Consider the following 22026-nt stretch of genomic DNA (forward strand, 5'->3'; position numbering starts at 1 on the left):
GATAGTTTCGTTAATGATATAACGAATAGCCTATCGGTTTTTTTACTGTCAGGGAATTACTGGCTAACAGTAACCTGATTCTGACCTTCAATCATAACTTCTACACGACGGTTAGCGCGCAGGCAGCTGATCTGGCTTTTGCCTGATTCTGCACAGGTGCGAACCGGGTCAGCTTCACCGTAGTGGTGAGAAACGATGCTAGACGTGCTAACGCCAGCGTTAGTCAGAGCAGCTTCTACCGCTTTAACACGACGCTCAGACAGCGCGTTGTTGTAGCTGTTGCTACCGATATCATCGGTGTAACCGTTTAAACGGATCGCGTCCAGCTTTTTCAGAGAGTTTGCGTAGTTCGCAATGTTGCTGACAGATTCTACTTCAGAGCTGTCAAACGCAAAGTTAACAACAAATGATTTGCTTTCTGAAACCATCATTGTTTTAGTTTTTGGTTCTTCTTTTGCCATAACCGGTGCAGGCTCTTTGGCCGGTTCTGCGCCACAGTCAACAGTAAGGTCTTCAGATTTAAACTCGGAAATCTGCCAGCATTCACCGGCGCTTGTTTTCCAGTTAGTGTCAGAAGAGTTTACTGCGTAACCAGTATGATCGTTGTGTGCCTGGGCAACACCGGAAAGGCCCATTGCTGTGATTAAACCAGCGCACAGTGCAAGCTTTTTCATTGTTATACGTCCTTATGAGAGATCAAATAAAATCGGGTACATAATAAACCGCTATGTATACCAGATTAACCTGAACAGCAGCTAAATTTGTCCAAAATCGCCTCGAAAAAACAGCCACTATTACTGCATCAAGCAGCTTATGGTAATACTTTTTTATAGGGTTTGACTACTACCCGCTCGTATACTCCCTGGTGCAGATAAGGGTCATCGCTGGCCCATTCCTGCGCAGATTCCAGGGAGTTAAACTCTGCAACAACCAGGCTGCCGGTAAAGCCGGCAGGGCCCGGGTCTTCACTGTCGATAGCCGGATGAGGCCCGGCAATTAAGAGGCGGCCTTCATCTTTAAGTGCAATCAGCCGCTCGAGATGCGCGGGGCGCGCCGCCATGCGCTGTTCGAGTGTATTGGGTTTGTCTTCGCTGATGATTGCGTAAAACATGTTCTGAATTCCTCAGTCGCTGTTTGTAGACTCGGTTTCGATGTGTTTAGAAATGTAAAACCCTTGTAGCAGGATGAACAGGAAAGTGAGCCCCATCATGCCAAAGAGTTTAAAGTTAACCCAGGTTTCTTCATCCATCGTAAAGGCAACGAAGAGGTTCAGGGCCCCCAGAATAATGTAGAAAACAACCCAGGCGTAATTAAGCTGACGCCAGGCGTACTGGGGTAACTGAATAGCGCTTTGCATCAGGCGCTGGATGATGGTTTTGTCGCCGATATACTGGCTGCCAAGGAAAGCGACCGCAAATAACCAGGTGACAACGGTTGGTTTCCACTGAATAAAGGTCTTATCCTGAAAGATAACCGTTGCCCCGCCGAGAACAATCACCAGGCCAAGGGTTACCAGCTGAATCATTTCAACTTTTCGGGTTTTGATCCAGGTATACAGCATCTGTAACAGGGTGGCAGGGATCAGGACAGCGGTTGCTAAAATTATATCGTCCGTGCTTTTGTAAACGATAAAGAAGATAATAACCGGCAGGAAATCGAGTAATAGTTTCATGTGCGCTCGTCTTCGGAAAAATGCAATCAGTATAAAGTGAGCCTGATGAGTTATAAACCCAATCTGGCGGAGGATTTCGCCTTTTCTGACCTTCATTGTCATTCTTACTGCTCTGACGGTGAATTGTCGCCCCGTGAGCTGGTTGCGCGGGCGGCGGATAAAGGGGTCAGGATTTTAGCATTAACGGATCATGATACGGTTGATGGTGTTGCTGAGGCCAGGGCAGCCAGTGATGACTATGCGCTTAAACTGATCCCCGGGGTTGAGTTGACGGCACTTTGGGGAAAGCGGGTTGTTCATATAGTAGGGCTGGGGTTTGATCCTGATAATCCCGGGTTGCAGGTGTATCTTCAGGATCTTAAAAAGTTGCGGGATCAGCGGGCTGAGCTGATTGCAGCCAGGCTGGTTAAAAAGGGCTGTCCGGATTTGCTTGAGAAGGCAAAGGCGCTGGCAGGCGAGGGGCAGATTGGACGTCCGCATTTTGCTCAGGCGATGGTCGCAGCAAGGGTTGTGGATTCTCCGGCCAAAGCTTTCAGCTTATATTTAGGTGCCGGTAAGCCCGGTGATATTAAAGTTGACTGGCCAGATATGGTAGCAGCAATTACCTGTTTACATCAGGCGGGCGGATGTGCGGTTTTAGCGCATCCGACAAAATATAAGCTTACCTTTACAAAAATCCGGGAGATGATTGCTGCGTTTGCTGAATCCGGAGGTGATGGCATAGAAGCTCGTTATCCGGGTGTTGATCCCGGGCAAACACGGCAAATCGAAATTGCTGCACAGCGACATGGTTTATTGCTGTCAGCAGGCAGTGATTTTCATTGCACTGGCTTTAGCTGGAGTGAGTTGGGTAAATACCCTAAAGCACCTGACAGTGAGATGCATATTCTTAATCAGCTTCTCTGAGTGCTAAGCCTGTTATTTATATTTCCTTTTTTGTACCGCATTACACATCGGCTCTGTTGCTACAGGCTATTATTCAGTAGAATTCTGTTCATCTTAGATAACCTTTATGCAGGTCTGATCGTGAGCCAATTTTTCCAGATTCATCCGGATACACCGCAAGCCCGTTTAATCAAACAGGCCGTTGAGATAATCAATAAAGGTGGTGTCATTGTATACCCTACCGACAGTGCATATGCATTAGGCTGCCATTTAGGGGATAAGTCTGCGTTAGAAAAAATAAAGCGCATCCGTAAGCTTGATGATAAGCATAACTTTACGCTGGTATGCCGGGATTTATCTGACATAGGGACATACGCTAAAGTGGATAATGTCGCATATCGTTTGTTAAAGGCCCATACTCCGGGTGCGTATACTTTTATTTTAAATGCAACAACAGAAGTGCCCCGGCGTTTATTGCACCCAAAGCGCCGGACAATCGGTTTACGTATTCCTCAAAATACCATTGCGCTGGAATTAATGGCTGCGCTGGGTGAGCCGATTATGAGTACTTCACTGATTATGCCCGGTGATGAGCAGCCTTTAACAGATCCTTATGAAATCCGTGACCTTTTACAGCATGAGGTGGATCTGGTTATTGATGGCGGATATTGTGGAATGGAAGCGACGTCGGTTATTAATTTAGTCGATGATGTGCCGGTTGTTGTGCGGGAAGGTGCCGGTGATATTTCTGATTTCTAAATATATAGTCTTATACTAAACTGGGTTTGTTAGCCGAATAATGTTTAAATGATGTGAGTTTTCCCTGATATATTCTTGAAAAGATATGATCAATGGAAAATAATATAAATCGTTTTTGTTTAGTATATCTTTGGATGGTGAAAATGACTGATTTTGTAAAAATGCTGACGCGCAAAAACTCTTTGAGAAAACAGTGTCAGGAATTAACAGCTGCGGAAATTGAAAAAGTTGTTACTGATCTGACCCTGATTCTGGAAGAAAAGCGTGAAAGCGAACAGGCGATGGTTGCTGCTGAGCAGGAGCGTCTGGATAAAATCGATGCAATCAGAAAAAGTATGCAGGAAGCAGGTATTGAACTTGATGATTTAATGGGCATGGTTGAAACCACAACTAAGAAAAAAGTTGAGCCTAAGTATCAGGTGACTGATGAAGAAGGCGAGCAGCACTTCTGGTCTGGTCGCGGCCGTACACCGATTGCGTTCCAGAAGCATTTTGATAAAGGTTTTTCCAAGGAAGATTGCTTAATTAAATAAGCGCTTTCTTGTATACTTACTGAAAGCTCTCCGGCTTGGTTGCCGGAGAGCTTTTTTTATTTTTGAAATTTAAGCCGGGGTTATATCTCCGGCACTGAGGATGCGCAGATGAGCGATGAAAAGTTGCAGAAAGTGCTGGCGCGTTCCGGGTTTGGTTCACGTCGTGAGATGGAACGGTGGATTGAAGCGGGGCGTATCCGGGTTAATGAACAGGTAGCAACGCTGGGAGACCGGATTTCACCGAAAGATCAGGTTGAGATTGACGGTCATCCGAAAGACATGGTGTTTGACCGTAAGAGTGAGCGCCGGGTATTGGTTTATAATAAGCCTTTAGGCGAGGTGTCCACGCGGCATGATCCTGAAGGTCGCGGCACGGTATTTGACCATCTGCCACCTCTGAAGCAGGGGCGCTGGATAGCGGTGGGCCGTCTTGATATTAATACGTCGGGCTTGCTGCTGTTTACCACTGACGGTGATTTGGCCAATAACCTGATGCACCCTTCAGCCAACATTGACCGTGAGTACGCAGTCAGAGTGCTGGGTGATGTCGATGAGGATATGATTAAACGTCTGAAGAAAGGTGTGCTGTTGGAAGACGGTATGGCGAAATTTACAGATGTTCAGTATTTCGACGGTGCCGGCGCCAATAAGTGGTATCACGTTGTTGTGATGGAAGGTCGCAACCGTGAGGTACGGCGTTTGTGGGAATCTCAGGGCGTTAAGGTAAGCCGTCTGAAGCGGGTGCGTTACGGACCTTTCTTCTTGCCGAGTGAAGTTAAGGCCGGTACCTGGAAAGAGCTTGAGCAGAAAGAAATTAATCAGCTTTCCAATATGATGGGTATGAAGCAGAAGCGAAATAAGGCGCTGACGCCAAAAGAGAAAGACGCTGCCCAGCGGAGAGCTAAGCGGCAGAAAACCCGTCGTGAAGTAGGACCTAAGCGCGCTGAATAATCGTGTGAATGGCAATAAACACAAACGGCTACCTGATGCAGGTAGCCGTTTTTTTATGCTCAGAAAAAAGCAGTGTTCATTTTGTGGGTAATTCAGCCCGTGAAGGGGGGCATAATCTCCGGATTTACTGGGCGTCTAACGACTGGCCTTTAATCGTGAGACTGTCATCACCGAAAAGGTAAAGATACACAGGCATAATGTCTGCCGGCGCTGCGACGGTCGATGGATTTTCGGCCGGATATGCATTGGCACGCATGTTGGTGCGGGTCGCTCCCGGATTAATACAGTTAACCCGGATATTAGTGACCGATTCAAGTTCATCGGCCAGTATTTGCATCATGCCTTCGGTGGCAAACTTAGACACGCTGTATGCGCCCCAGTAGGCTTTGCCTTTGCGGCCGACGCTTGAAGATGTGAAGACGATTGATGCATTCTCAGCGGCCTGTGTCAGCGACAGCAGTGCCTGAGTGAGCATGAAGGCGGCATTGACGTTCACCTGCATTACCCGTTGCCAGATGCTCGGGTCGTAGCCTTCAAGCGGGGTGCGCATACCCAGCAGGCTGGCGTTGTGCAGAATGCCGTCCAGCTTGCCGAACTCCTGCTCCAGCATTGCTGCGAGGCTGTCGTAATCGGTTTCGGTTGCAGATTCCAGGTTCAGCGGAACGATGGCTGCCTGTGGATAGCCTGCCGCTTCAATTTCGTCATACACGTATTCGAGTTTTTCTTCTGTGCGGCCGAGCAGGATAACCGTTGCACCGTATGAGGCGAAGCAAAGTGCTGCTGCGCGGCCAATTCCGTCACCGGCACCGGTGATCAGAATATTCTTGTTGGCGAGTAGGTTTGCCGGAGCCTGATAATCAAACATGATTGTTGTTTCCTGAGTGCGTGCCAAAGGTCAGTGAATATTGTAATGCCTGGCTAATAAAGGTTGCAGTTCGGTTGCCTGGTCGATGCAGTAGTCGCTGTTCCAGCCGGATATGTCTTCGTTGCTGTTAATGTAGCCATAAGCGGCGGCAACTGTCAGCATGCCAGCACGGTTACCTGCTTCAATGTCGCGGATATGATCGCCTACGTAGACACAGTTTTGCGGTGCGCAGTTAAGCTGCTGGCAGGCAAGTAGCAGCCCTTCCGGGTGCGGTTTTTTGTGCTGTATGTGTTCCGGGCATACCAGGCTGCCTGCTGGCGGTTGCAGGTTGAGTTGCTCCATTAAGGGTTCGGTATATAACCAGGGTTTGTTGGTAACCACACCCCATGGAACGGACTGTTCACCCAGCCAGTGTAACAGCGCCGTAATGCCGCTGAACGGGTGGCTGTCTACACAGGTTTGCTGCAGATACAGTTCCAGCATGCGGGTTTGCAGCTCAGCCAGGTTGGAGGAGATTGTGCCCACATGTGCAGAAAATGCGCTTTCTACCATCGCCCGGGCGCCATCGGATACTGAAGGCAGCAGAGCTTCGTAGCTGATCGGAGGCAGGTTTTGCTCCCCGCGCAGGATGTTGATAATGCGGTGAAAGTCAGCGGCGGTATCAATCAGCGTGCCGTCCAGATCAAAAAGAACGGCTTCAAGTTGCTTGCTGTGACGGGTCATTGATTCAGGCCTGTTTGGCTTGGCGGATGACTGCGCAGCCAGAGGCTGCGCATGAGGTTTCAGCTCAGTGCCGGTTTACTGCAGGCAACCATATAGTTAACGTCTACATCCCGTGGATTCAGGCGGTAAGTTTTGGTGATCGGATTATAGGTCAGGCCGGTGATTTCGTTGCTTTGCAGGCCGGCAGAGCGAATCCAGTTCGCCAGTTCTGAAGGGCGGATAAACTTTTTGAAATCATGGGTGCCTTTCGGGACCAGCTGCAGAATATGTTCAGCTCCGACAATCGCCATCAGATAGCTTTTCGGATTGCGGTTAAGGGTCGAGAAAAAAACCTTTCCGCCGGGTTTTGTCAGTCGGGCGCAGGCTTCAACGACCGACGCTGGGTCCGGTACGTGTTCCATCATTTCCATGCAGGTCACAACGTCAAAGCTACCGGGCTGTTCTTCCGCCAGTTGCTCAACGGTTACCTGACGGTAACTGACACTGACACCGCTTTCCAGGCCGTGAAGTTTAGCGACTTTCAGAGGCTCGGCGCCCATATCGATGCCGGTCACTTCAGCGCCACGCTGGGCCATTGATTCCGAAAGAATCCCGCCGCCACAACCAACATCCAGTACTTTTTTACCCGCCAGACTTGCCTGTTTGTCGATAAAACCTACCCTCAGGGGGTTGATGTCATGAAGGGGTTTGAATTCGCTTTCTTTATCCCACCACCGGCTGGCAAGTTCTTCGAATTTAGCGATCTCTTCAGGATCGATATTCGCGGAGTGCTGGTTGTTTGTGTCGCTCATAGTCGTGGCTGACCGTCGGTTAAAAAATATTGGCGGGGATTTTAGCATTGCAGTCAGGATGAATACAAAAAGCTTTCTCTGTGAGGCGCAGGGAGCCTTAAAAAACTACAGAAATACATTGTAAAGAACAGAGCGATCAGGTATGGCTCAAGGTCTTAATTTTGCGGGATTATTGCTGCATATTTATGGTATACTTCGGCGGTTCTGATCAGGGGTGTAGCTGTATACTCTGATCCATTAATTCTCAGCAGTCTGATTCAAGGATAGCCAAAGCTATTATGGGTGATTTAGCCAGAGAAATTCTGCCAGTTAACATCGAAGATGAACTGAAGCAGTCGTATCTTGATTACGCCATGAGTGTAATCGTGGGACGTGCCTTACCTGATGTCCGTGATGGCCTGAAACCGGTGCATCGTCGGGTGCTGTTTGCCATGAGCGAACTGGGTAATGACTGGAATAAAGCATATAAAAAGTCTGCCCGTGTGGTTGGTGATGTAATCGGTAAATACCATCCCCATGGTGACAGTGCGGTATATGACACCATTGTACGGATGGCACAGCCGTTCTCCATGCGCTATATGCTGGTTGATGGTCAGGGGAACTTTGGTTCCGTTGACGGCGACTCGGCGGCGGCAATGCGTTATACCGAAATACGCATGGCGAAAATTTCCCATGACTTACTGGCGGACCTGGACAAAGAAACCGTAGATTTCGTTCCGAACTATGACGGAACCGAACAGATACCGGAAGTCTTACCGACCCGTGTGCCGGCCCTGCTGGTTAACGGTTCTGCAGGTATCGCGGTGGGTATGGCGACAAATATTCCGCCACACAGCCTGTCCGAAGTAGTTCGTGGCTGTATTGCGCTGATCGATAATCCGGATCTGTCCATTGATGAGCTGATGGAATTTATTCCGGGGCCTGATTTCCCGACCGGTGCCATTATTAATGGCCGTGCCGGAATCCTGCAGGCTTACCGTACCGGGCGTGGACGTATCTATATCCGTGCCAAACACCATATTGAAGAAAACGAGAAGAACGGTAAAGAGTCGATCATCTTTACTGAAATTCCGTATCAGGTGAACAAAGCCCGGCTGATTGAAAAGATCGCTGAGCTGGTAAAAGAAAAGAAACTTGAAGGTATAACCGAACTGCGTGATGAGTCCGATAAGGACGGCATGCGGATCGTGATTGAGTTGCGCCGTGGTGAAGTGGCAGAAGTTATTGTTAATAACCTGTTCGCCCAGACTCAGCTGCAGAATGTGTTCGGTATCAACATGGTTGCGCTGGTTGATGGTCAGCCGCGTACGCTGGATCTGAAGTCGATCCTTGAGTGCTTCGTTCGCCACCGCCGTGAAGTTGTTACCCGCCGTACGGTTTACGAGTTACGTAAAGCCCGTGAGCGTGGACATATCCTTGAAGGTCTGGCGATTGCGCTGGCGAACATTGATCCGATCATTGAGCTGATTAAGAGCTCGCCGACCCCCGCGGAAGCTAAAGAACGCCTGCTGGCAAGCTCCTGGGAGCTGGGTGATGTAACAGCCATGCTGGAGCGTGCCGGTGAAAACGCCTGTCGTCCGGAAGATCTGGAACCTCAGTATGGTATGCGCGACGGTCAGTACTTCCTGTCACCGGTACAGGCGCAGGCAATTCTGGAATTGCGTTTACACCGTCTGACCGGGCTTGAACATGACAAGCTGATCGGCGAATACCGTGAGCTGCTGGAAAAAATTGCTGAGTTGCTGGAAATTCTGAACAGCGCCGAGCGTCTGATGGAAGTTATCCGTGAAGAGCTTGAAGCAATTGTTGAGGAATACGGTGATGAGCGCCGCACTGAAATCACAGCATCCCAGCAAGATCTGACCGTTGCTGATCTGATCACTGAAGAAGATATGGTTGTAACCATTTCTCACGGTGGTTATGCCAAAACCCAGCCACTGACGATGTATCAGGCCCAGCGCCGGGGTGGTAAGGGTAAATCTGCAACAGCGGTTAAAGATGAAGATTTCGTTGAAAAGCTGCTGATCGCCAGCACCCACGATACGATTTTATGCTTTACCAACTTCGGCAAGGTTTACTGGCTGAAAGTCTATGAAATTCCGCCGGCAAGCCGCGCCGCCCGTGGTCGCCCGGTGGTGAATATCCTGCCTTTATCTGAAGGTGAGCGGATTACCACGATTCTGCCGGTGAATGAATACGCAGATGATCACTATGTGTTCATGGCAACTGCTGCGGGTACCGTTAAGAAAACGCCGCTGGAGAACTTCTCCCGTCCGCGTTCTTCCGGTCTGATTGCGCTTGCACTGGATGAGGGTGACTCTCTGGTGGGGGCTGCAATTACCGATGGCACCGCTGAAGTAATGCTAATGTCCAACCAGGGTAAGTCTATTCGCTTTGCAGAAGGTGATGTGCGTCCGATGGGACGTACAGCCCGTGGTGTCCGTGGTATTAAACTTGCCGATGAGGCTCATGTCATTGCCCTGATCATTCCTCAGGAAGGTGGCCGGATTCTGACAACCAGTATCAATGGCTTTGGTAAGCAGACGCTGGTTGATGACTTCCCGACGTATGGTCGTGGCGGTCAGGGTGTTATTGCTATGCAGTGTACTGAGCGAAACGGTGATCTGGCCGGTGCAGTGCAGATGTTTGAAGGCGATGACGTCATGCTGATCAGTGATAAAGGTACGCTGGTGCGGACCCGCAGTGATGAAATTTCAGTGCTGGGCCGGAATACACAGGGCGTACGTGTTATCCGGATTGCTGAAGATGAAAGCCTGGTCGGTATTGCGCGTATTGACGAGCCTGAGAGTGATGAGCTTGAAGGTGAGGTGCAGGATGCTGCGGGTGACGGTGAAGCGGTTGCTGATACCGAGCCGGCAACGGATGCACCGGCTGATTCGTCTGAGAACGATGAAGCATAATATCTGACAGATCAAAATGTGCGGCTTAAGCCGCACATTTTATTTTAGGCAGATACTTAACAATGAGGCCGTAAAGGCCCTTAAAAGGTCTCAGAGAAGATCCTTCGGAAACAGTGTAAAGAATTGTAATCATGACCATGACACGCAAATTTAATTTCAGCGCCGGTCCGGCGGCATTGCCTGAAGATGTTCTGCTTCGGGCGCAAACAGAATTACTTGACTGGCAGGGAATGGGGCTGTCGGTAATGGAAATGAGTCACCGCAGCCCTGAGTATGTTGGGGTGGCGAAGAAGGCTGAGCAGGATTTGCGTGACCTGATGGATATTCCTGATAACTATCAGGTACTGTTTATGCAGGGTGGGGCAACCAGCCAGTTCAGCATGATTCCGATGAATTTAATGGGCACTAAAACAGGTGCGGATTATATTAACACCGGTGACTGGTCGTCTAAGGCCATTAAAGAAGCCCGACGTTATATAGACGTTAACGTTGCAGGCAGTGCCGAAGATTCGAACTTTACCGGTGTTCCGGCACAGGATGAGCTTAAGCTTGATCCGGATGCCGCTTATGTGCATTACACGCCCAACGAAACGATCCGCGGTGTGGAGTTTGACTACATCCCGGAAACCGGCGATGTGCCGCTGGTGGCTGACATGTCGTCGAATATTTTGTCTGCCCCTGTGGATGTGAGCCGCTTCGGGATGATTTATGCCGGTGCTCAGAAAAATATAGGCCCGGCAGGTTTGACCGTTGTTATCATTCGCGATGATCTGTTGCAGGCCCCTGTTGATAAAACGCCGACACTGTTCAGCTATAAAGCCATTGCTGACGCAGACTCCATGCTGAATACACCGCCGACCTTTGGCTGGTATCTTGCCGGTCTGGTATTTGAGTGGCTGAAGGCGCAGGGTGGGGTTCCGGCGATGGACCGGCTGAATGATATAAAGGCTGAAAAACTGTACGGCTATATTGATAACAGTGCGTTCTACTCTAACCCTGTTGATCTGGCTGTGCGTTCGCGCATGAATGTACCCTTTATACTGGCAAAGCCAGAACTGGATAAGCAGTTCCTGGATGAAGCAACTGCAGCGGGGCTGTTAAATCTGGCGGGTCACCGTTCTGTTGGCGGGATGCGGGCGAGTATTTATAATGCTGTTCCTGAAGCGGCAGTCGATGCGTTGATTGCGTTTATGAAAGACTTTGCTGAGACCCATGGTTAACCAGGTTAGGGTAAGAATAATAAGAGGTTGCTGTAGAAGATGAGTAATCAGGAAGCAGAATTAAAAGTATTACGCGATCAGATCGACAGTATTGATCGTCAGATGCACCAGTTGCTGAATGATCGTGCCCGTTGTGCTCAGAAAGTTGCTGAGGTTAAAGAGAAATATCAGGCGGGTGATGCTGTTTTTTACCGTCCGGAGCGTGAGGCTCAGGTGCTGCGCCGGGTAATGGAACGAAATGAGGGGCCGCTGCCTGATAAAGAAGTGGCCCGGTTATTCCGTGAAGTGATGTCGGTCTGTCTGGCATTGGAAGAGCCCATGCGGGTTGCTTTTCTGGGGCCGGAAGGCACCTTTACTCAGCAGGCTGTAACTAAGCATTTCGGCAATTCTGCGCAGGGAGCTCCTTTCAACTCAACGGATGAAGTCTTTCGTGAAGTTGAAGCGGGCAGTGCGCATTACGGTGTCGTGCCTATCGAGAATTCCACCGAAGGCATGGTTAACCATACCCTGGATCTGTTTAAACGCTTTAACTTGCAGATTTGCGGTGAAGTAGAGTTGCGGGTACATCATCATTTGTTACGTAAGAACGCTGATGATATCAGTGGTATAAAGCGTATTTATTCTCACCAGCAGTCATTCGCCCAGTGTCGCAGCTGGCTGGACAGCCATTTTCCGTCAGTTGAGCGGGTTGCTGTCAGCAGTAATGCTGAAGCGGCGCGCCGTGCTGCAGAAGAAGGTGTTGAAGTCGCTGCTATTGCCAGTGAAATGGCGGCTGATCTTTATCAGATGAATGTGATTACCCGGAATATCGAAGATCAGCCGGATAATTCAACCCGCTTCCTGATTATCGGTGATCAGGAAGTTGGCAAGAGCGGCAATGATAAAACGTCGATTCTGGTTACTGCGCAGAATAAGCCCGGTGCCTTGTATGAACTGTTACAGCATTTTCATGCCTCAGATATCAGCCTGACCCGGATTGAAACCCGTCCTGCGGGGCAGGAAGCGTGGAAATATATGTTCTATATCGACTTCGAAGGACATTTCAGTGATCCGGGGGTGCAGACTGTTTTGAATGCACTGATTGCTGATTCTGTGGAACTTAAATTACTGGGATCTTACCCGGTTGCCGTTATCTGACAGCGATCCGGTGACAGAAGAGAAAACATTCATGGCGTGTGACTTTTATAAGCTTGCGGTTCCCGGGGTAAAGGACCTGCACCCCTACCAGCCCGGTAAGCCCGTTGAAGAGCTTGAGCGGGAACTGGGTATCAGTAACAGCATTAAGCTGGCCAGTAATGAGAACCCACTTGGGCCCAGCAGTGCTGTCGGCCGTGCGATACATGCTGAGCTGGCTGATCTGAGCCGTTATCCGGACGCAAATGGTTTTGCGCTGAAGGAAGCCCTGCAGCAACGCTTAGGGATTACAGCCGACTGCATTACGTTGGGAAATGGTTCTAACGACGTGCTTGAGTTACTGGGGCGGGTGTTTTTACAGCCGGGTGATGAAGTCATTTATTCGGCCCATGCATTTGTTGTATATATGCTGGTAACTCAGGCCAGTGGTGCAAGTGGTGTGGCAACACCGGCCCGGAACTGGGGCCATGATCTGGATGCAATGGCCGGCGCGGTAACGGCAAACACCCGGATGATCTTTATCGCCAATCCTAATAATCCAACCGGTACCTGGCTGGGTAAAGCGGCGTTGCAGAGCTTTCTGGAGAAGGTGCCGGAGGATGTGTTGGTGGTGCTGGATGAAGCATATACCGAGTATGTTGCGGAGTCTGATTTTCCGAACGGCCTTGAATTGCAAAAGACGTTTAAAAACCTCATTGTTACCCGAACATTTTCCAAGGCTTATGGGCTGGCAGCAATGCGGGTGGGGTATGCGGTTGCCACCCCTGAGATCACCGATTTACTGAACCGGGTGCGCCCCCCGTTTAATGTGAACTCTCTGGCCCTTGCGGCGGCCGTCGCAGCGTTGGGCGATGAAGAACATTTGCAGCGCAGTGTAAGTCTGAATGCGCAGGGTATGCAGCAGTTGGAAAAAGGGCTTGCGTCATTAGGGCTGAGCTGGATTCCTTCAGTGGGAAACTTCATTACTGTTGATTGTGGCCGGGACGCTGCGCCGGTGTATCAGGGGTTATTGCAGGAAGGGGTGATTGTTCGTCCTGTTGCCAATTATTGTATGCCCGATCATTTACGTATTACGGTCGGCTTGCCTGAAGAAAATCAGCGTTGTCTGGATGCGTTGCAGAAGGTTTTAGATTTGTGAGTGGTTTTTTAGCACAGCGCATTGCTGTGATCGGTTTAGGTTTGATTGGTGGCTCACTGGCAAAGGCATTGCGTGAACGTGGCCTGTGCAGGACGGTAATCGGTTATGACCGGAATCCTGATGAATTAGCCGCCGGGTTACGCCTGGGGGTTATTGATGAAGTTGCTGATTCTCTGGTGGCGGCTGCAGAACAGGCTGATGTTATCGTTCTGGCGGTTCCGGTAAAAGTAATGGAGTCTGTGCTGGCTGAGTTAAAGCCGGTAGTGAAAGATACGACTGTTATTACCGATGTAGGCAGTGTTAAGGGTAATGTTGTACGGGCGGCAGAAGCAATTTATGGCAACATGCCGGCCCGTTTCATCCCGGGGCATCCGATTGCCGGTTCGGAAAAGAGCGGTGTCGCCGCCGCAGACTCAGGTCTGTTTAAATCCCATAAAGTCATTATTACGCCTTTGCCGGACAGTGATGCTGACGCTGTGACATTAATCAGCCGTATGTGGCAACTGGTCGGGGCAGAAGTCCTGCGTATGCCGGTTGACCGTCATGATGAAGTACTGGCTGCCACCAGTCACTTACCGCACCTGCTGGCATTTTCGCTGGTGGATACGCTTTCTCAGGAACAGGAACGGAATAATATTTTCCGTTATGCCGCCGGTGGTTTCAGGGACTTTACCCGGATAGCCGCCAGTGATCCGACGATGTGGCATGATGTTGGTATTGCCAACAAAGCTGCAATCTTAAGTAAGATAGATGAATTTACCGAGGGCCTGGCGCAATTACGTCAGGCTATCGAAACAGAAGACAGCCGTACTATGTTAGGGGTTTTTACCCGGGCAAAGGCGGCTCGTGAACATTTTTCCAAGATTTTATCAGGCTCAGCCTACGCAAACGATATGACTACAACAAAAGAAACCGTATTTCATTTACAGCCTGGCGGACAGGTTAAAGGTCAGGTACGCGTACCTGGTGACAAATCAATTTCTCACCGTTCAATCATGCTGGGTTCCCTGGCAGATGGTGTGACCCATGTCAGTGGTTTTCTGGAAGGTGAAGACAGCCTTGCCACGCTGCAGGCATTCCGGGACATGGGAGTGGTCATTGAAGGCCCTCATCAGGGAGAAGTTAAAATTTACGGGGTTGGCCTGAACGGTCTTCGTCAGCCGCCGGGTCCGCTTTATGTGGGCAATTCCGGCACCTCAATGCGTCTGTTGTCAGGGCTGCTGGCTGGACAGGCTTTCGATGCTGAACTGACCGGTGATGCATCTCTGACTAAGCGTCCGATGGAGCGAGTCGCTGCTCCGCTGCGGTTAATGGGGGCCAAAGTAGCAACCGGTGAAAACGGTTGTCCTCCGGTTAAAGTGACCGGTGGTCAGGCGCTGAAAGGCGTAGATTATGATATGCCAATGGCCAGCGCGCAGGTTAAGTCCTGCCTGATGCTGGCAGGTTTGTATGCAGACGGCACAACCCGGGTAACGGAACCAGCTCCGACCCGTGACCATACTGAGCGGATGCTGCAGGGTTTTGGCTACAGTGTTAACGCCAGTAACGGTGAAATTGATCTGCAGGGCGGTGGTAGCCTGCAGGCCACCAACATTGATGTGCCTGCTGATATTTCTTCGGCGACTTTCTTCATGGTGGCGGCCGCTATCTCACCGGATTCTGACGTGGTGCTTGAGCATGTTGGCATTAACCCGACCCGGATCGGTGTTATCAACATCCTGACCCTGATGGGTACGCAGATTGACATGCTGAATGAGCGTGAAGTGGGCGGAGAGCCGGTAGCGGATATCCGGGTACGTTACGCGCCCCTGAAAGGTATTCATATTCCTGAAGATCAAGTACCGCTGGCGATCGATGAATTCCCGGCGCTGTTTATTGCTGCAGCCTGTGCAGAAGGCGAGACAGTCCTCAGCGGTGCTGAAGAGTTACGGGTTAAGGAAAGTGACCGGATTCAGGCAATGGTGGATGGTCTGAAAATTCTGGGTGCGGATGTTGAAGGTACGCCCGACGGCGCAATCATTCGTAAGAGTCAGCTGCAGGGTGGTGTGGTGCAGAGCCATGATGACCACCGTATCGCGATGGCATTCAGTATTGCTTCTTTGCGTGCTTCAGAAAATATTGAGATCCGTGAATGTAATAATGTCGCAACCTCGTTCCCGAACTTTGTAGAGTTAGCACAGGAGCTTGGCCTGAACATCCGTAAGGAGGATGTCTGATGACTCAGGAATTTCCGGTTATAACGGTAGACGGCCCCAGCGGTTCAGGTAAGGGCACAATATGCAGCTTGCTGGCCCGGGAGCTGGGCTGGTCATTGCTGGACAGCGGTGCGCTGTACCGTCTGGTTGCTCTGGCGGCCCGGCATCATGGTGTTGCCCTGGACGACGAAGCTGCGCTGGTTGTTCTGGCGGCACATCTGGATGTGCAGTTTTTAACCGGCCAGACCGGTGATGTGCAGATTATCCTCGAAGGTGAGGAAGTCACTGATACCATCCGTACAGAAGAGTGTGGTGCAGATGCTTCTCGGGTCGCGGCACTTGGCCCGGTTCGGGATGCGTTACTGGAACGTCAGCGGGCCTTTGTTGCTGAGCCGGGGCTGATTGCTGACGGCCGTGACATGGGCACAGTTGTATTCCCGGATGCTATGCTTAAAGTCTATCTGACAGCGAGTGCTGAAGAGCGTGCGAAGCGCAGATATAACCAGTTGATAAATAAGGGACTGGGTGCTAGTCTTCAAGCAATCACAGAGGATATCAGGGCGCGTGACGCACGGGATATGGGCCGTTCAGTAGCGCCATTAAAACCAGCTGAAGATGCTATTAAGCTCGATACTACAACCATGAGTATTGATGAAGTCTTGGCGGAGGTGCTGGAGCAAGCCAGGCATAAAGGCCTGCGCTAACGACCATTCTGCGAGGGTTGAGGGGTATGAATGAAAGTTTTGCTGAACTGTTTGAACAGAGTTTAAAAGAAATCGATATGACCCCCGGGACGATTGTCACCGGAGTGGTAATGGCGATTGACGGTGACTATGTCACAGTCAATGCAGGACTTAAATCAGAAGGGATCATACCCCGGCAACAGTTTCTCGATGACAATGGTGAATTGCTCATTGCAGTTGGTGATGAGGTAAGGGTTGCACTGGTATCGCTGGAAGACGGTAACGGTGAAACCCAGCTTTCAAGAGAGCGGGCCAAGCGCTACGAAGCCTGGCAGGTGCTTGAGCAGGCGTTTGCGAATGATGAAATTGTTACCGGCCGGATAACCGGCAAGGTAAGAGGCGGGTTTACGGTCAGTGTAAACTCCGTCAATGCTTTTTTACCGGGTTCTCTGGTGGATATCCGTCCTGTCCGGGACACGTCTCACATCGAAAATCAGGAACTCGAATTTAAGCTGGTTAAGCTTGATGCGAAACGAAATAACATTGTCGTTTCCCGCCGGGCAGTTCTTGAAACGGCGTATAACCAGGAACGGGAGAAGCTGCTTGCAAGTCTGGAAGAAGGTCAGCGTGTTAAAGGTATCGTTAAAAACCTGACCGATTACGGTGCGTTTATTGATCTGGGCGGTGTCGACGGTCTGTTACATATTACGGACATGGCCTGGAAGCGGATTCGGCATCCCAGTGAATTGCTGACAATGGGTGATGAGCTGGATGTGCAGGTATTACGGTTTGATAAAGAAAAAAGCCGTGTATCACTGGGGCTTAAGCAACTGAGTGCTGATCCCTGGGATGAATTCAGCGAAGCGTTTCCGGTGGGCAGCCGGGTAAAAGCAAAAGTAACAAATCTGACCGACTACGGTTGTTTTGCCCAGATCCGCGAAGGCATTGAAGGCCTGGTGCATGTCTCTGAAATGGACTGGACGAATAAAAATGTTCACCCCTCCAAGGTGGTGCAGGTCAATGATGAAGTCGAGGTGATGATCCTCGACATAGATACGCAGAAACGCCGTATCTCTCTGGGTATGAAACAGTGTAAAGAGAATCCGTGGGATACCTTTGCACATACCCATACCAAAGGCACACAGATATCCGGTGTGATCAAATCGATCACGGATTTTGGTGTCTTCATCGGGCTGGATGGCGGTATTGACGGGCTTGTTCACCTGTCAGACCTATCCTGGGATGAAGATGGCAGTGAAGCAGTAAAACAGTATAAAAAGGGCGACAGCCTTGATGCCGTGGTGCTGGCTGTTGATGCTGAACGGGAAAGAGTATCACTGGGGGTTCGTCAGTTATCCGGTGATCCTTTTTCAATGTACATAGAAGACGTGCGTAAAGGTGCGGTGGTGACTGGGACTGTCAGTCATATTGAACCCCGTCAGCTGATTATTACCCTTGCTGAAGGTGTGGAAGGTGTTATCAAAATTGCTGAAGCGAGCCGCGAGCGAATTGATCAGTTACAGGATCATTTCCGGGTCGGGGATACACTTGACGCTCTGGTGATACAGATTGACCGGCGCAACAGGCACCTGGGATTGTCAGTTAAGCAAGTTGAAAAACATCAGGAAAAAGAGGCAATGGAAGCCATATCGAATCAGGATGTTGGTGGCAGTGGGCCAACAACGATTGGTGATTTAATAAAGGCACAGATGGATAAGAAAAAATAGACTTGGCCAAAAAGTCTGTTTAGCGGTTTGTTCATTACATGCTTCATATATAACACGATATCAATGCAGGAGGAGAGCTATGACAAAGTCAGAGCTGATCGAGCAACTGATAGATCAGAATCAGCAGCTTTCTATCAAAGATGTGGAACTGGCGGTAAAAACCATGCTGGATCATATGACAGAGTCTTTGTCTGAAGGTGAGCGGATTGAGATTAGAGGTTTTGGCAGTTTTTGTTTACACTACCGTGCACCTCGTGTTGGCCGGAATCCAAAAACCGGAGATTCGGTCGCGTTATCAGCGAAATATGTGCCTCATTTCAAGCCGGGCAAAGATTTGCGTGAGCAGGTAAATAACAGTCTGACGCAGCAGTAAAGCGCTGCGTTTTTGAGTCATTCAGGGGATAGTAATGCGTTGGTTAAAATATCTGATCATCGTGATGTTGTGTGTAATTGCGTTGGTTGTTGGTATCGGTTTTGCCTGGCTGAATACCGATGATGTGGTGATCGATTTATTTTTTGTAACCCTGCCTGAGGCCAGCCTGTCTCTATGGCTGATGGCGAGTTTCGTCCTCGGTGGTTTTGCCGGCATTCTGGCAACCGGTGTTGGCATGATGTTATTAAAGGCACGGCTAAATGCGGCAAAGCGCAAAATGAATGCCGCTAATCAGGAACTGGACCGACTAAGAACGGCGTCTCTGAAACAAAGTGCCTGATATGTCAGACCTGCTGTTAATAGGGCTGTTTTTTATAGCAATTGCTCTGGGGTGGATGCTCGGGCGATTACGTAAAACAGCCCCTCAGGAAAAGCCTTCGGGGGCCCTGCAGCGGGAATATTTTGCAGGCCTTGACTACCTGCTCAGTGAAAAAACGGATGAAGCTATTGATAGCTTCATTCGTGCATTAGAGATTAACTCCGATACCCTTCCAGCCCATATCGCCCTGGCAAAACTGTTTCGCAGAAAAGGGGATGTTGACCGGGCGATTCAGATCCATCAAAACCTGCTTGCAAGACCGGATTTATCCCGGCATGACTTTCTGCGTATCCAGATAGCGCTGGCCAAAGATTACTTTGCAATCGGTTTATTCGACCGGGCTGAAAAGTTACTGCTTGAAATAAACCAGCAGAACCCCCCTGCAGAACCCCGGCAAAAAGTGTTAACGCTGCTGACAAAGCTGTATGAAAAAGAGCAGGAATGGCAGCAGGCGTTGCAGATTGCCCGCCAGTTGGCTGCGAATGAAACCCGGGAAATTCAGACTGAACTCAGTCATTACTGTTGTGAGCTGGCGACGGAAGATATCAGAAAGCACCGCTATAAGCAGGCACGGGTGCGCCTGTCTCAGGCACTGAATTATGACAGTAATGCGGTCAGGGTTTCGTTATTACGCGCACAGATGGAAATGCAGCAGGAAAACTGGCGTGCGGCAATAAAAGACCTTAAAGCTGTCTCCCAGCAGGACCCTGTATTTGTCTCAGAAACCGTTCATTTACTGAAACGTTGCTATGATGAACTGACCCGTTCGGACGAGTTTGAAGCATATTTAAAACAGTGTCTGATCAGTACACCCTCAACATCAGTGATGCTGGCGCTGGCGGATATTATTCTGGAAAAGCAGGGGGCTTACCCTGCAGGCACGTTTATTACCGATGAGTTAAAGAAGCGGCCTGCGGTAAAGGGGTTTAACCGTCTGATTGATTTGTATATCGCGCATGCGGCCAAAGGCACCAATGAGAGCCTGATTGTGCTCAGGGGGCTGACCGGACAGTTAGAGCAGAGCAAGCCGGTTTACCTGTGTCATCGCTGTGGCTTTTCAGGAAAAAATTTACTCTGGCAGTGTCCTTCATGCCAGAGCTGGGGAACGACCAAACCTATTCAGGGCCTTGAAGGCGAATAATATATTCAATTGATGTAAGAGAAGCTGATGAGCAAAAAGCAAATTATTGTAGCCCTTGATTATCCAGAGCAGGCCGCCGCGCTGGCGATGGCTGAACGCCTTGATCCAAACTTGTGTCGTGTCAAAGTGGGCAAAGAATTATTCACCCGTGCAGGCCCCGCAATGGTGGAAAAGCTGCATGCGATGGGCTTCGATGTTTTTCTTGATCTGAAATACCATGATATTCCAAACACCACCGCAAAAGCTGTGCGCGCTGCGGCGGAACTGGGGGTCTGGATGGTTGATCTTCATGCCAGCGGTGGTCGCAGCATGATGGAAACGGCCCGGAACGAACTGGATAAGGTGAATGGGGCGCAAACACTGCTGATTGCTGTGACAGTGCTGACCAGCATGGAACGCAGCGATATGGTTGAGCTGGGGCTTGATCTGGATCCGCTGGATCAGGTAAAGCGACTGGCATTGCTGGCTGAAAGTTCAGGCATGGACGGTGTTGTGTGTTCAGCCCAGGAAGTTAAGCCTCTGCGGGAAATTATTCAGTCTGACTTTAAACTGGTTACGCCTGGCATCCGGCCTGCAGAGGCGGATGCGGGGGATCAGAAACGTATCATGACGCCTTCACAGGCAATTACAGCGGGCAGCAGTTATCTGGTGATCGGTCGCCCGATTACACAGGCTGATGCACCTGAAACCGCGTTGATTAATATTCAGCAGGAAATTGCCGGTCTGGGCTGATTACATGCAGAAGATCGGATCAGGGATGGGGAGTTTGGATCAGGCTGGCTTTATATGCTATTTTTAAAGTCCAGTTAATTATTCAGCAAGGATGCTTAATATGTATATATGGAAATATCTTCAAACCGTTCTGATTTCTTTTTTCCTGATCGCTTCAGCATTTACTTCTGCAGGTAATCATCAGTTAGATATCAATACAGCCAGTGCCGTTCAGTTTGCGGAGCACCTGAATGGTGTGGGGGCAAAAAAGGCAACTGCGATTGTTGCTTATCGTGAACAGCTGGGCGGTTTTACAGATCTTGAACAGCTGAAAGATGTAAAGGGAATAGGCGAAGGTATCTTTGCTAAAAACCGTGACAGGATAATGCTCTCTTTGCCTGCGGCGCCTGCGTCAGGCCCGGAGATGAAACCTGAAGCTGAATCTGAGCCCGCGTCTTAGGCGAAGAATGCTAATAAACCGTTAAAGCCCTGCCAAGCAGGGCTTTTTTTATGGCTGTGCTTTTTGCTGCAGGGCACTTCAGGCCGGTTCTGCCGGTTGTAGTCGTTTTAAAAGTCCTGCAATCCCAATCAGCCGGCTCGGTGCAGGTTGCTGATTTTTCTCCTTTAATATTTTTCTTCAGGCTTTTCAGTTTAATTTCAGATTGGAAAATTATAGTGAACTCATTCTCAGAGAAGGACACAGAATAGGTATTCGCAGTCCGCTCTTATAATGCTTTTAATATCAAAGTGTTGTTAAACTAAATCCATACGACGATATCTGTAAACCCGAGGTGAACTATGAAAACTAAGACTACAATTAAGCCGATTACTGCTGCTGTTGGTGCTGTTCTGCTGGCTGGTGTTGCTTCAATGCCTGTTACTGCTGCTGAAAACCCGTTTGCTGCACAGGAACTGACCTCCGGTTACCAGTTAGCTGAAGCTGCTAAGAAAGTAGTTGAAGAAGGTAAGTGTGGTGAAGGTAAGTGCGGCGGTTCTTCTGAAAAGACTGAAGAAGGCAAGTGCGGCGAAGGTAAGTGCGGCGGTTCTTCTGAGAAAGCTGAAGAAGGTAAGTGCGGCGAAGGTAAATGTGGCGGTTCTTCTGAGAAAGCTGAAGAAGGTAAGTGCGGCGAAGGTAAGTGCGGCGGTTCTTCCGAGAAAGCTGAAGAAGGTAAGTGTGGCGAAGGTAAGTGCGGCGGAGAGAAGAAGCCAATCGTTGAAGGTTAAT

At 49.8% G+C, this 22026-nt stretch carries 23 protein-coding genes; 17 read left to right on the forward strand and 6 right to left on the reverse strand.

Annotated features, from left to right (window positions below):
* Positions 1–56: 56 nt before the first annotated feature.
* The 3 genes from PCI15_RS05575 to PCI15_RS05585 all read right to left on the reverse strand — a co-directional run bounded on the left by PCI15_RS05575 (position 57) and on the right by PCI15_RS05585 (position 1672).
* On the reverse strand, positions 57–674 hold the full coding sequence (locus PCI15_RS05575) for an OmpA family protein (protein ID WP_271273366.1): 618 nt from the start codon (positions 672–674) through the stop codon (positions 57–59).
* Positions 675–811: 137 nt separating this feature from the next.
* A complete protein-coding gene (locus PCI15_RS05580) occupies positions 812–1111 on the reverse strand; it encodes a YciI family protein (RefSeq protein ID WP_271273367.1) in 300 nt (99 codons plus the stop codon).
* Positions 1112–1123: 12 nt separating this feature from the next.
* Complete coding sequence (locus PCI15_RS05585) at positions 1124–1672, reverse strand: septation protein A (RefSeq protein WP_271273368.1); 549 nt, start codon at positions 1670–1672, stop codon at positions 1124–1126.
* Positions 1673–1717: 45 nt separating this feature from the next.
* On the opposite strand from PCI15_RS05585, the gene PCI15_RS05590 reads away from it, so the two are divergent.
* The 4 genes from PCI15_RS05590 (at position 1718) to rluB (ending at position 4800) form a co-directional block, all read left to right on the forward strand.
* Positions 1718–2578: a PHP domain-containing protein gene (locus PCI15_RS05590; protein WP_271273369.1), complete on the forward strand. Its 861-nt coding sequence runs from the start codon at positions 1718–1720 to the stop codon at positions 2576–2578.
* 120 nt (positions 2579–2698) lie between these two features.
* Entirely contained in the window at positions 2699–3316 is a 618-nt protein-coding gene (locus PCI15_RS05595) for an L-threonylcarbamoyladenylate synthase (RefSeq protein WP_271273370.1), read from the forward strand.
* Between the two features lie 92 nt (positions 3317–3408).
* Positions 3409–3849, forward strand: coding sequence for an H-NS histone family protein (locus PCI15_RS05600; protein ID WP_271273371.1), 441 nt, complete (start codon positions 3409–3411; stop codon positions 3847–3849).
* A gap of 108 nt (positions 3850–3957) precedes the next feature.
* Positions 3958–4800, forward strand: coding sequence for a 23S rRNA pseudouridine(2605) synthase RluB (rluB, locus tag PCI15_RS05605; RefSeq protein WP_271273372.1), 843 nt, complete (start codon positions 3958–3960; stop codon positions 4798–4800).
* A 124-nt stretch (positions 4801–4924) separates the two neighbouring features.
* Here rluB and PCI15_RS05610 read toward each other — a convergent pair whose 3' ends face one another.
* The 3 genes from PCI15_RS05610 to ubiG are packed head-to-tail and all read right to left on the reverse strand — an operon-like array spanning position 4925 to position 7179.
* On the reverse strand, positions 4925–5665 hold the full coding sequence (locus tag PCI15_RS05610) for a YciK family oxidoreductase (protein WP_271273373.1): 741 nt from the start codon (positions 5663–5665) through the stop codon (positions 4925–4927).
* Positions 5666–5695: 30 nt separating this feature from the next.
* Complete coding sequence (locus PCI15_RS05615; RefSeq protein WP_271273374.1) at positions 5696–6388, reverse strand: HAD family hydrolase; 693 nt, start codon at positions 6386–6388, stop codon at positions 5696–5698.
* A gap of 59 nt (positions 6389–6447) precedes the next feature.
* A complete protein-coding gene (gene ubiG, locus PCI15_RS05620; protein WP_271273375.1) occupies positions 6448–7179 on the reverse strand; it encodes a bifunctional 2-polyprenyl-6-hydroxyphenol methylase/3-demethylubiquinol 3-O-methyltransferase UbiG in 732 nt (243 codons plus the stop codon).
* 278 nt (positions 7180–7457) lie between these two features.
* Here ubiG and gyrA point away from each other — a divergent pair, with 278 nt between their 5' ends.
* From gyrA to PCI15_RS05685, 13 genes are all read left to right on the forward strand, one after another.
* Complete coding sequence (gene gyrA, locus PCI15_RS05625) at positions 7458–10100, forward strand: DNA gyrase subunit A (RefSeq protein ID WP_271273376.1); 2643 nt, start codon at positions 7458–7460, stop codon at positions 10098–10100.
* Between the two features lie 137 nt (positions 10101–10237).
* The gene (serC, locus tag PCI15_RS05630) at positions 10238–11320 is read left to right on the forward strand and encodes a 3-phosphoserine/phosphohydroxythreonine transaminase (RefSeq protein WP_271274583.1); all 1083 of its coding nucleotides are present in this window, start codon (positions 10238–10240) and stop codon (positions 11318–11320) included.
* A 39-nt stretch (positions 11321–11359) separates the two neighbouring features.
* On the forward strand, positions 11360–12457 hold the full coding sequence (pheA, locus tag PCI15_RS05635; RefSeq protein WP_271273377.1) for a prephenate dehydratase: 1098 nt from the start codon (positions 11360–11362) through the stop codon (positions 12455–12457).
* 31 nt (positions 12458–12488) lie between these two features.
* Positions 12489–13592 carry a histidinol-phosphate transaminase gene (gene hisC, locus PCI15_RS05640; protein ID WP_271273378.1) on the forward strand — a complete coding sequence of 368 codons (1104 nt, stop codon included), beginning with the start codon at positions 12489–12491 and terminating at the stop codon, positions 13590–13592.
* The gene (locus PCI15_RS05645) at positions 13589–15808 is read left to right on the forward strand and encodes a bifunctional prephenate dehydrogenase/3-phosphoshikimate 1-carboxyvinyltransferase (RefSeq protein ID WP_271273379.1); all 2220 of its coding nucleotides are present in this window, start codon (positions 13589–13591) and stop codon (positions 15806–15808) included. The genes hisC and PCI15_RS05645 overlap by 4 nt, the downstream gene beginning before the upstream one ends.
* Complete coding sequence (gene cmk, locus PCI15_RS05650) at positions 15808–16491, forward strand: (d)CMP kinase (protein WP_271273380.1); 684 nt, start codon at positions 15808–15810, stop codon at positions 16489–16491. The genes PCI15_RS05645 and cmk overlap by 1 nt, the downstream gene beginning before the upstream one ends.
* 26 nt (positions 16492–16517) lie before the next feature.
* Positions 16518–18197 (forward strand): 30S ribosomal protein S1, encoded by a 1680-nt coding sequence (gene rpsA / locus PCI15_RS05655; protein ID WP_271273381.1) that lies wholly within the window; start codon positions 16518–16520, stop codon positions 18195–18197.
* 79 nt (positions 18198–18276) lie between these two features.
* Positions 18277–18570 (forward strand): integration host factor subunit beta, encoded by a 294-nt coding sequence (locus tag PCI15_RS05660; RefSeq protein ID WP_205659763.1) that lies wholly within the window; start codon positions 18277–18279, stop codon positions 18568–18570.
* A 34-nt stretch (positions 18571–18604) separates the two neighbouring features.
* Entirely contained in the window at positions 18605–18910 is a 306-nt protein-coding gene (locus tag PCI15_RS05665) for a LapA family protein (RefSeq protein WP_271273382.1), read from the forward strand.
* A 1-nt stretch (position 18911) separates the two neighbouring features.
* Complete coding sequence (gene lapB / locus PCI15_RS05670; RefSeq protein WP_271273383.1) at positions 18912–20090, forward strand: lipopolysaccharide assembly protein LapB; 1179 nt, start codon at positions 18912–18914, stop codon at positions 20088–20090.
* A gap of 27 nt (positions 20091–20117) precedes the next feature.
* Positions 20118–20822 carry an orotidine-5'-phosphate decarboxylase gene (pyrF, locus tag PCI15_RS05675; protein WP_271273384.1) on the forward strand — a complete coding sequence of 235 codons (705 nt, stop codon included), beginning with the start codon at positions 20118–20120 and terminating at the stop codon, positions 20820–20822.
* Positions 20823–20922: 100 nt separating this feature from the next.
* A complete protein-coding gene (locus tag PCI15_RS05680; protein WP_271273385.1) occupies positions 20923–21261 on the forward strand; it encodes a ComEA family DNA-binding protein in 339 nt (112 codons plus the stop codon).
* A gap of 338 nt (positions 21262–21599) precedes the next feature.
* Positions 21600–22025 carry an HvfA family oxazolone/thioamide-modified RiPP metallophore gene (locus PCI15_RS05685; protein ID WP_271273386.1) on the forward strand — a complete coding sequence of 142 codons (426 nt, stop codon included), beginning with the start codon at positions 21600–21602 and terminating at the stop codon, positions 22023–22025.
* The last annotated feature ends 1 nt before the right edge of the window (position 22026 follow it).

The sequence above is a fragment of the Aliamphritea hakodatensis genome (genome assembly GCF_024347195.1).
In the GTDB taxonomy this organism is placed as follows: domain Bacteria; phylum Pseudomonadota; class Gammaproteobacteria; order Pseudomonadales; family Balneatricaceae; genus Amphritea; species Amphritea hakodatensis.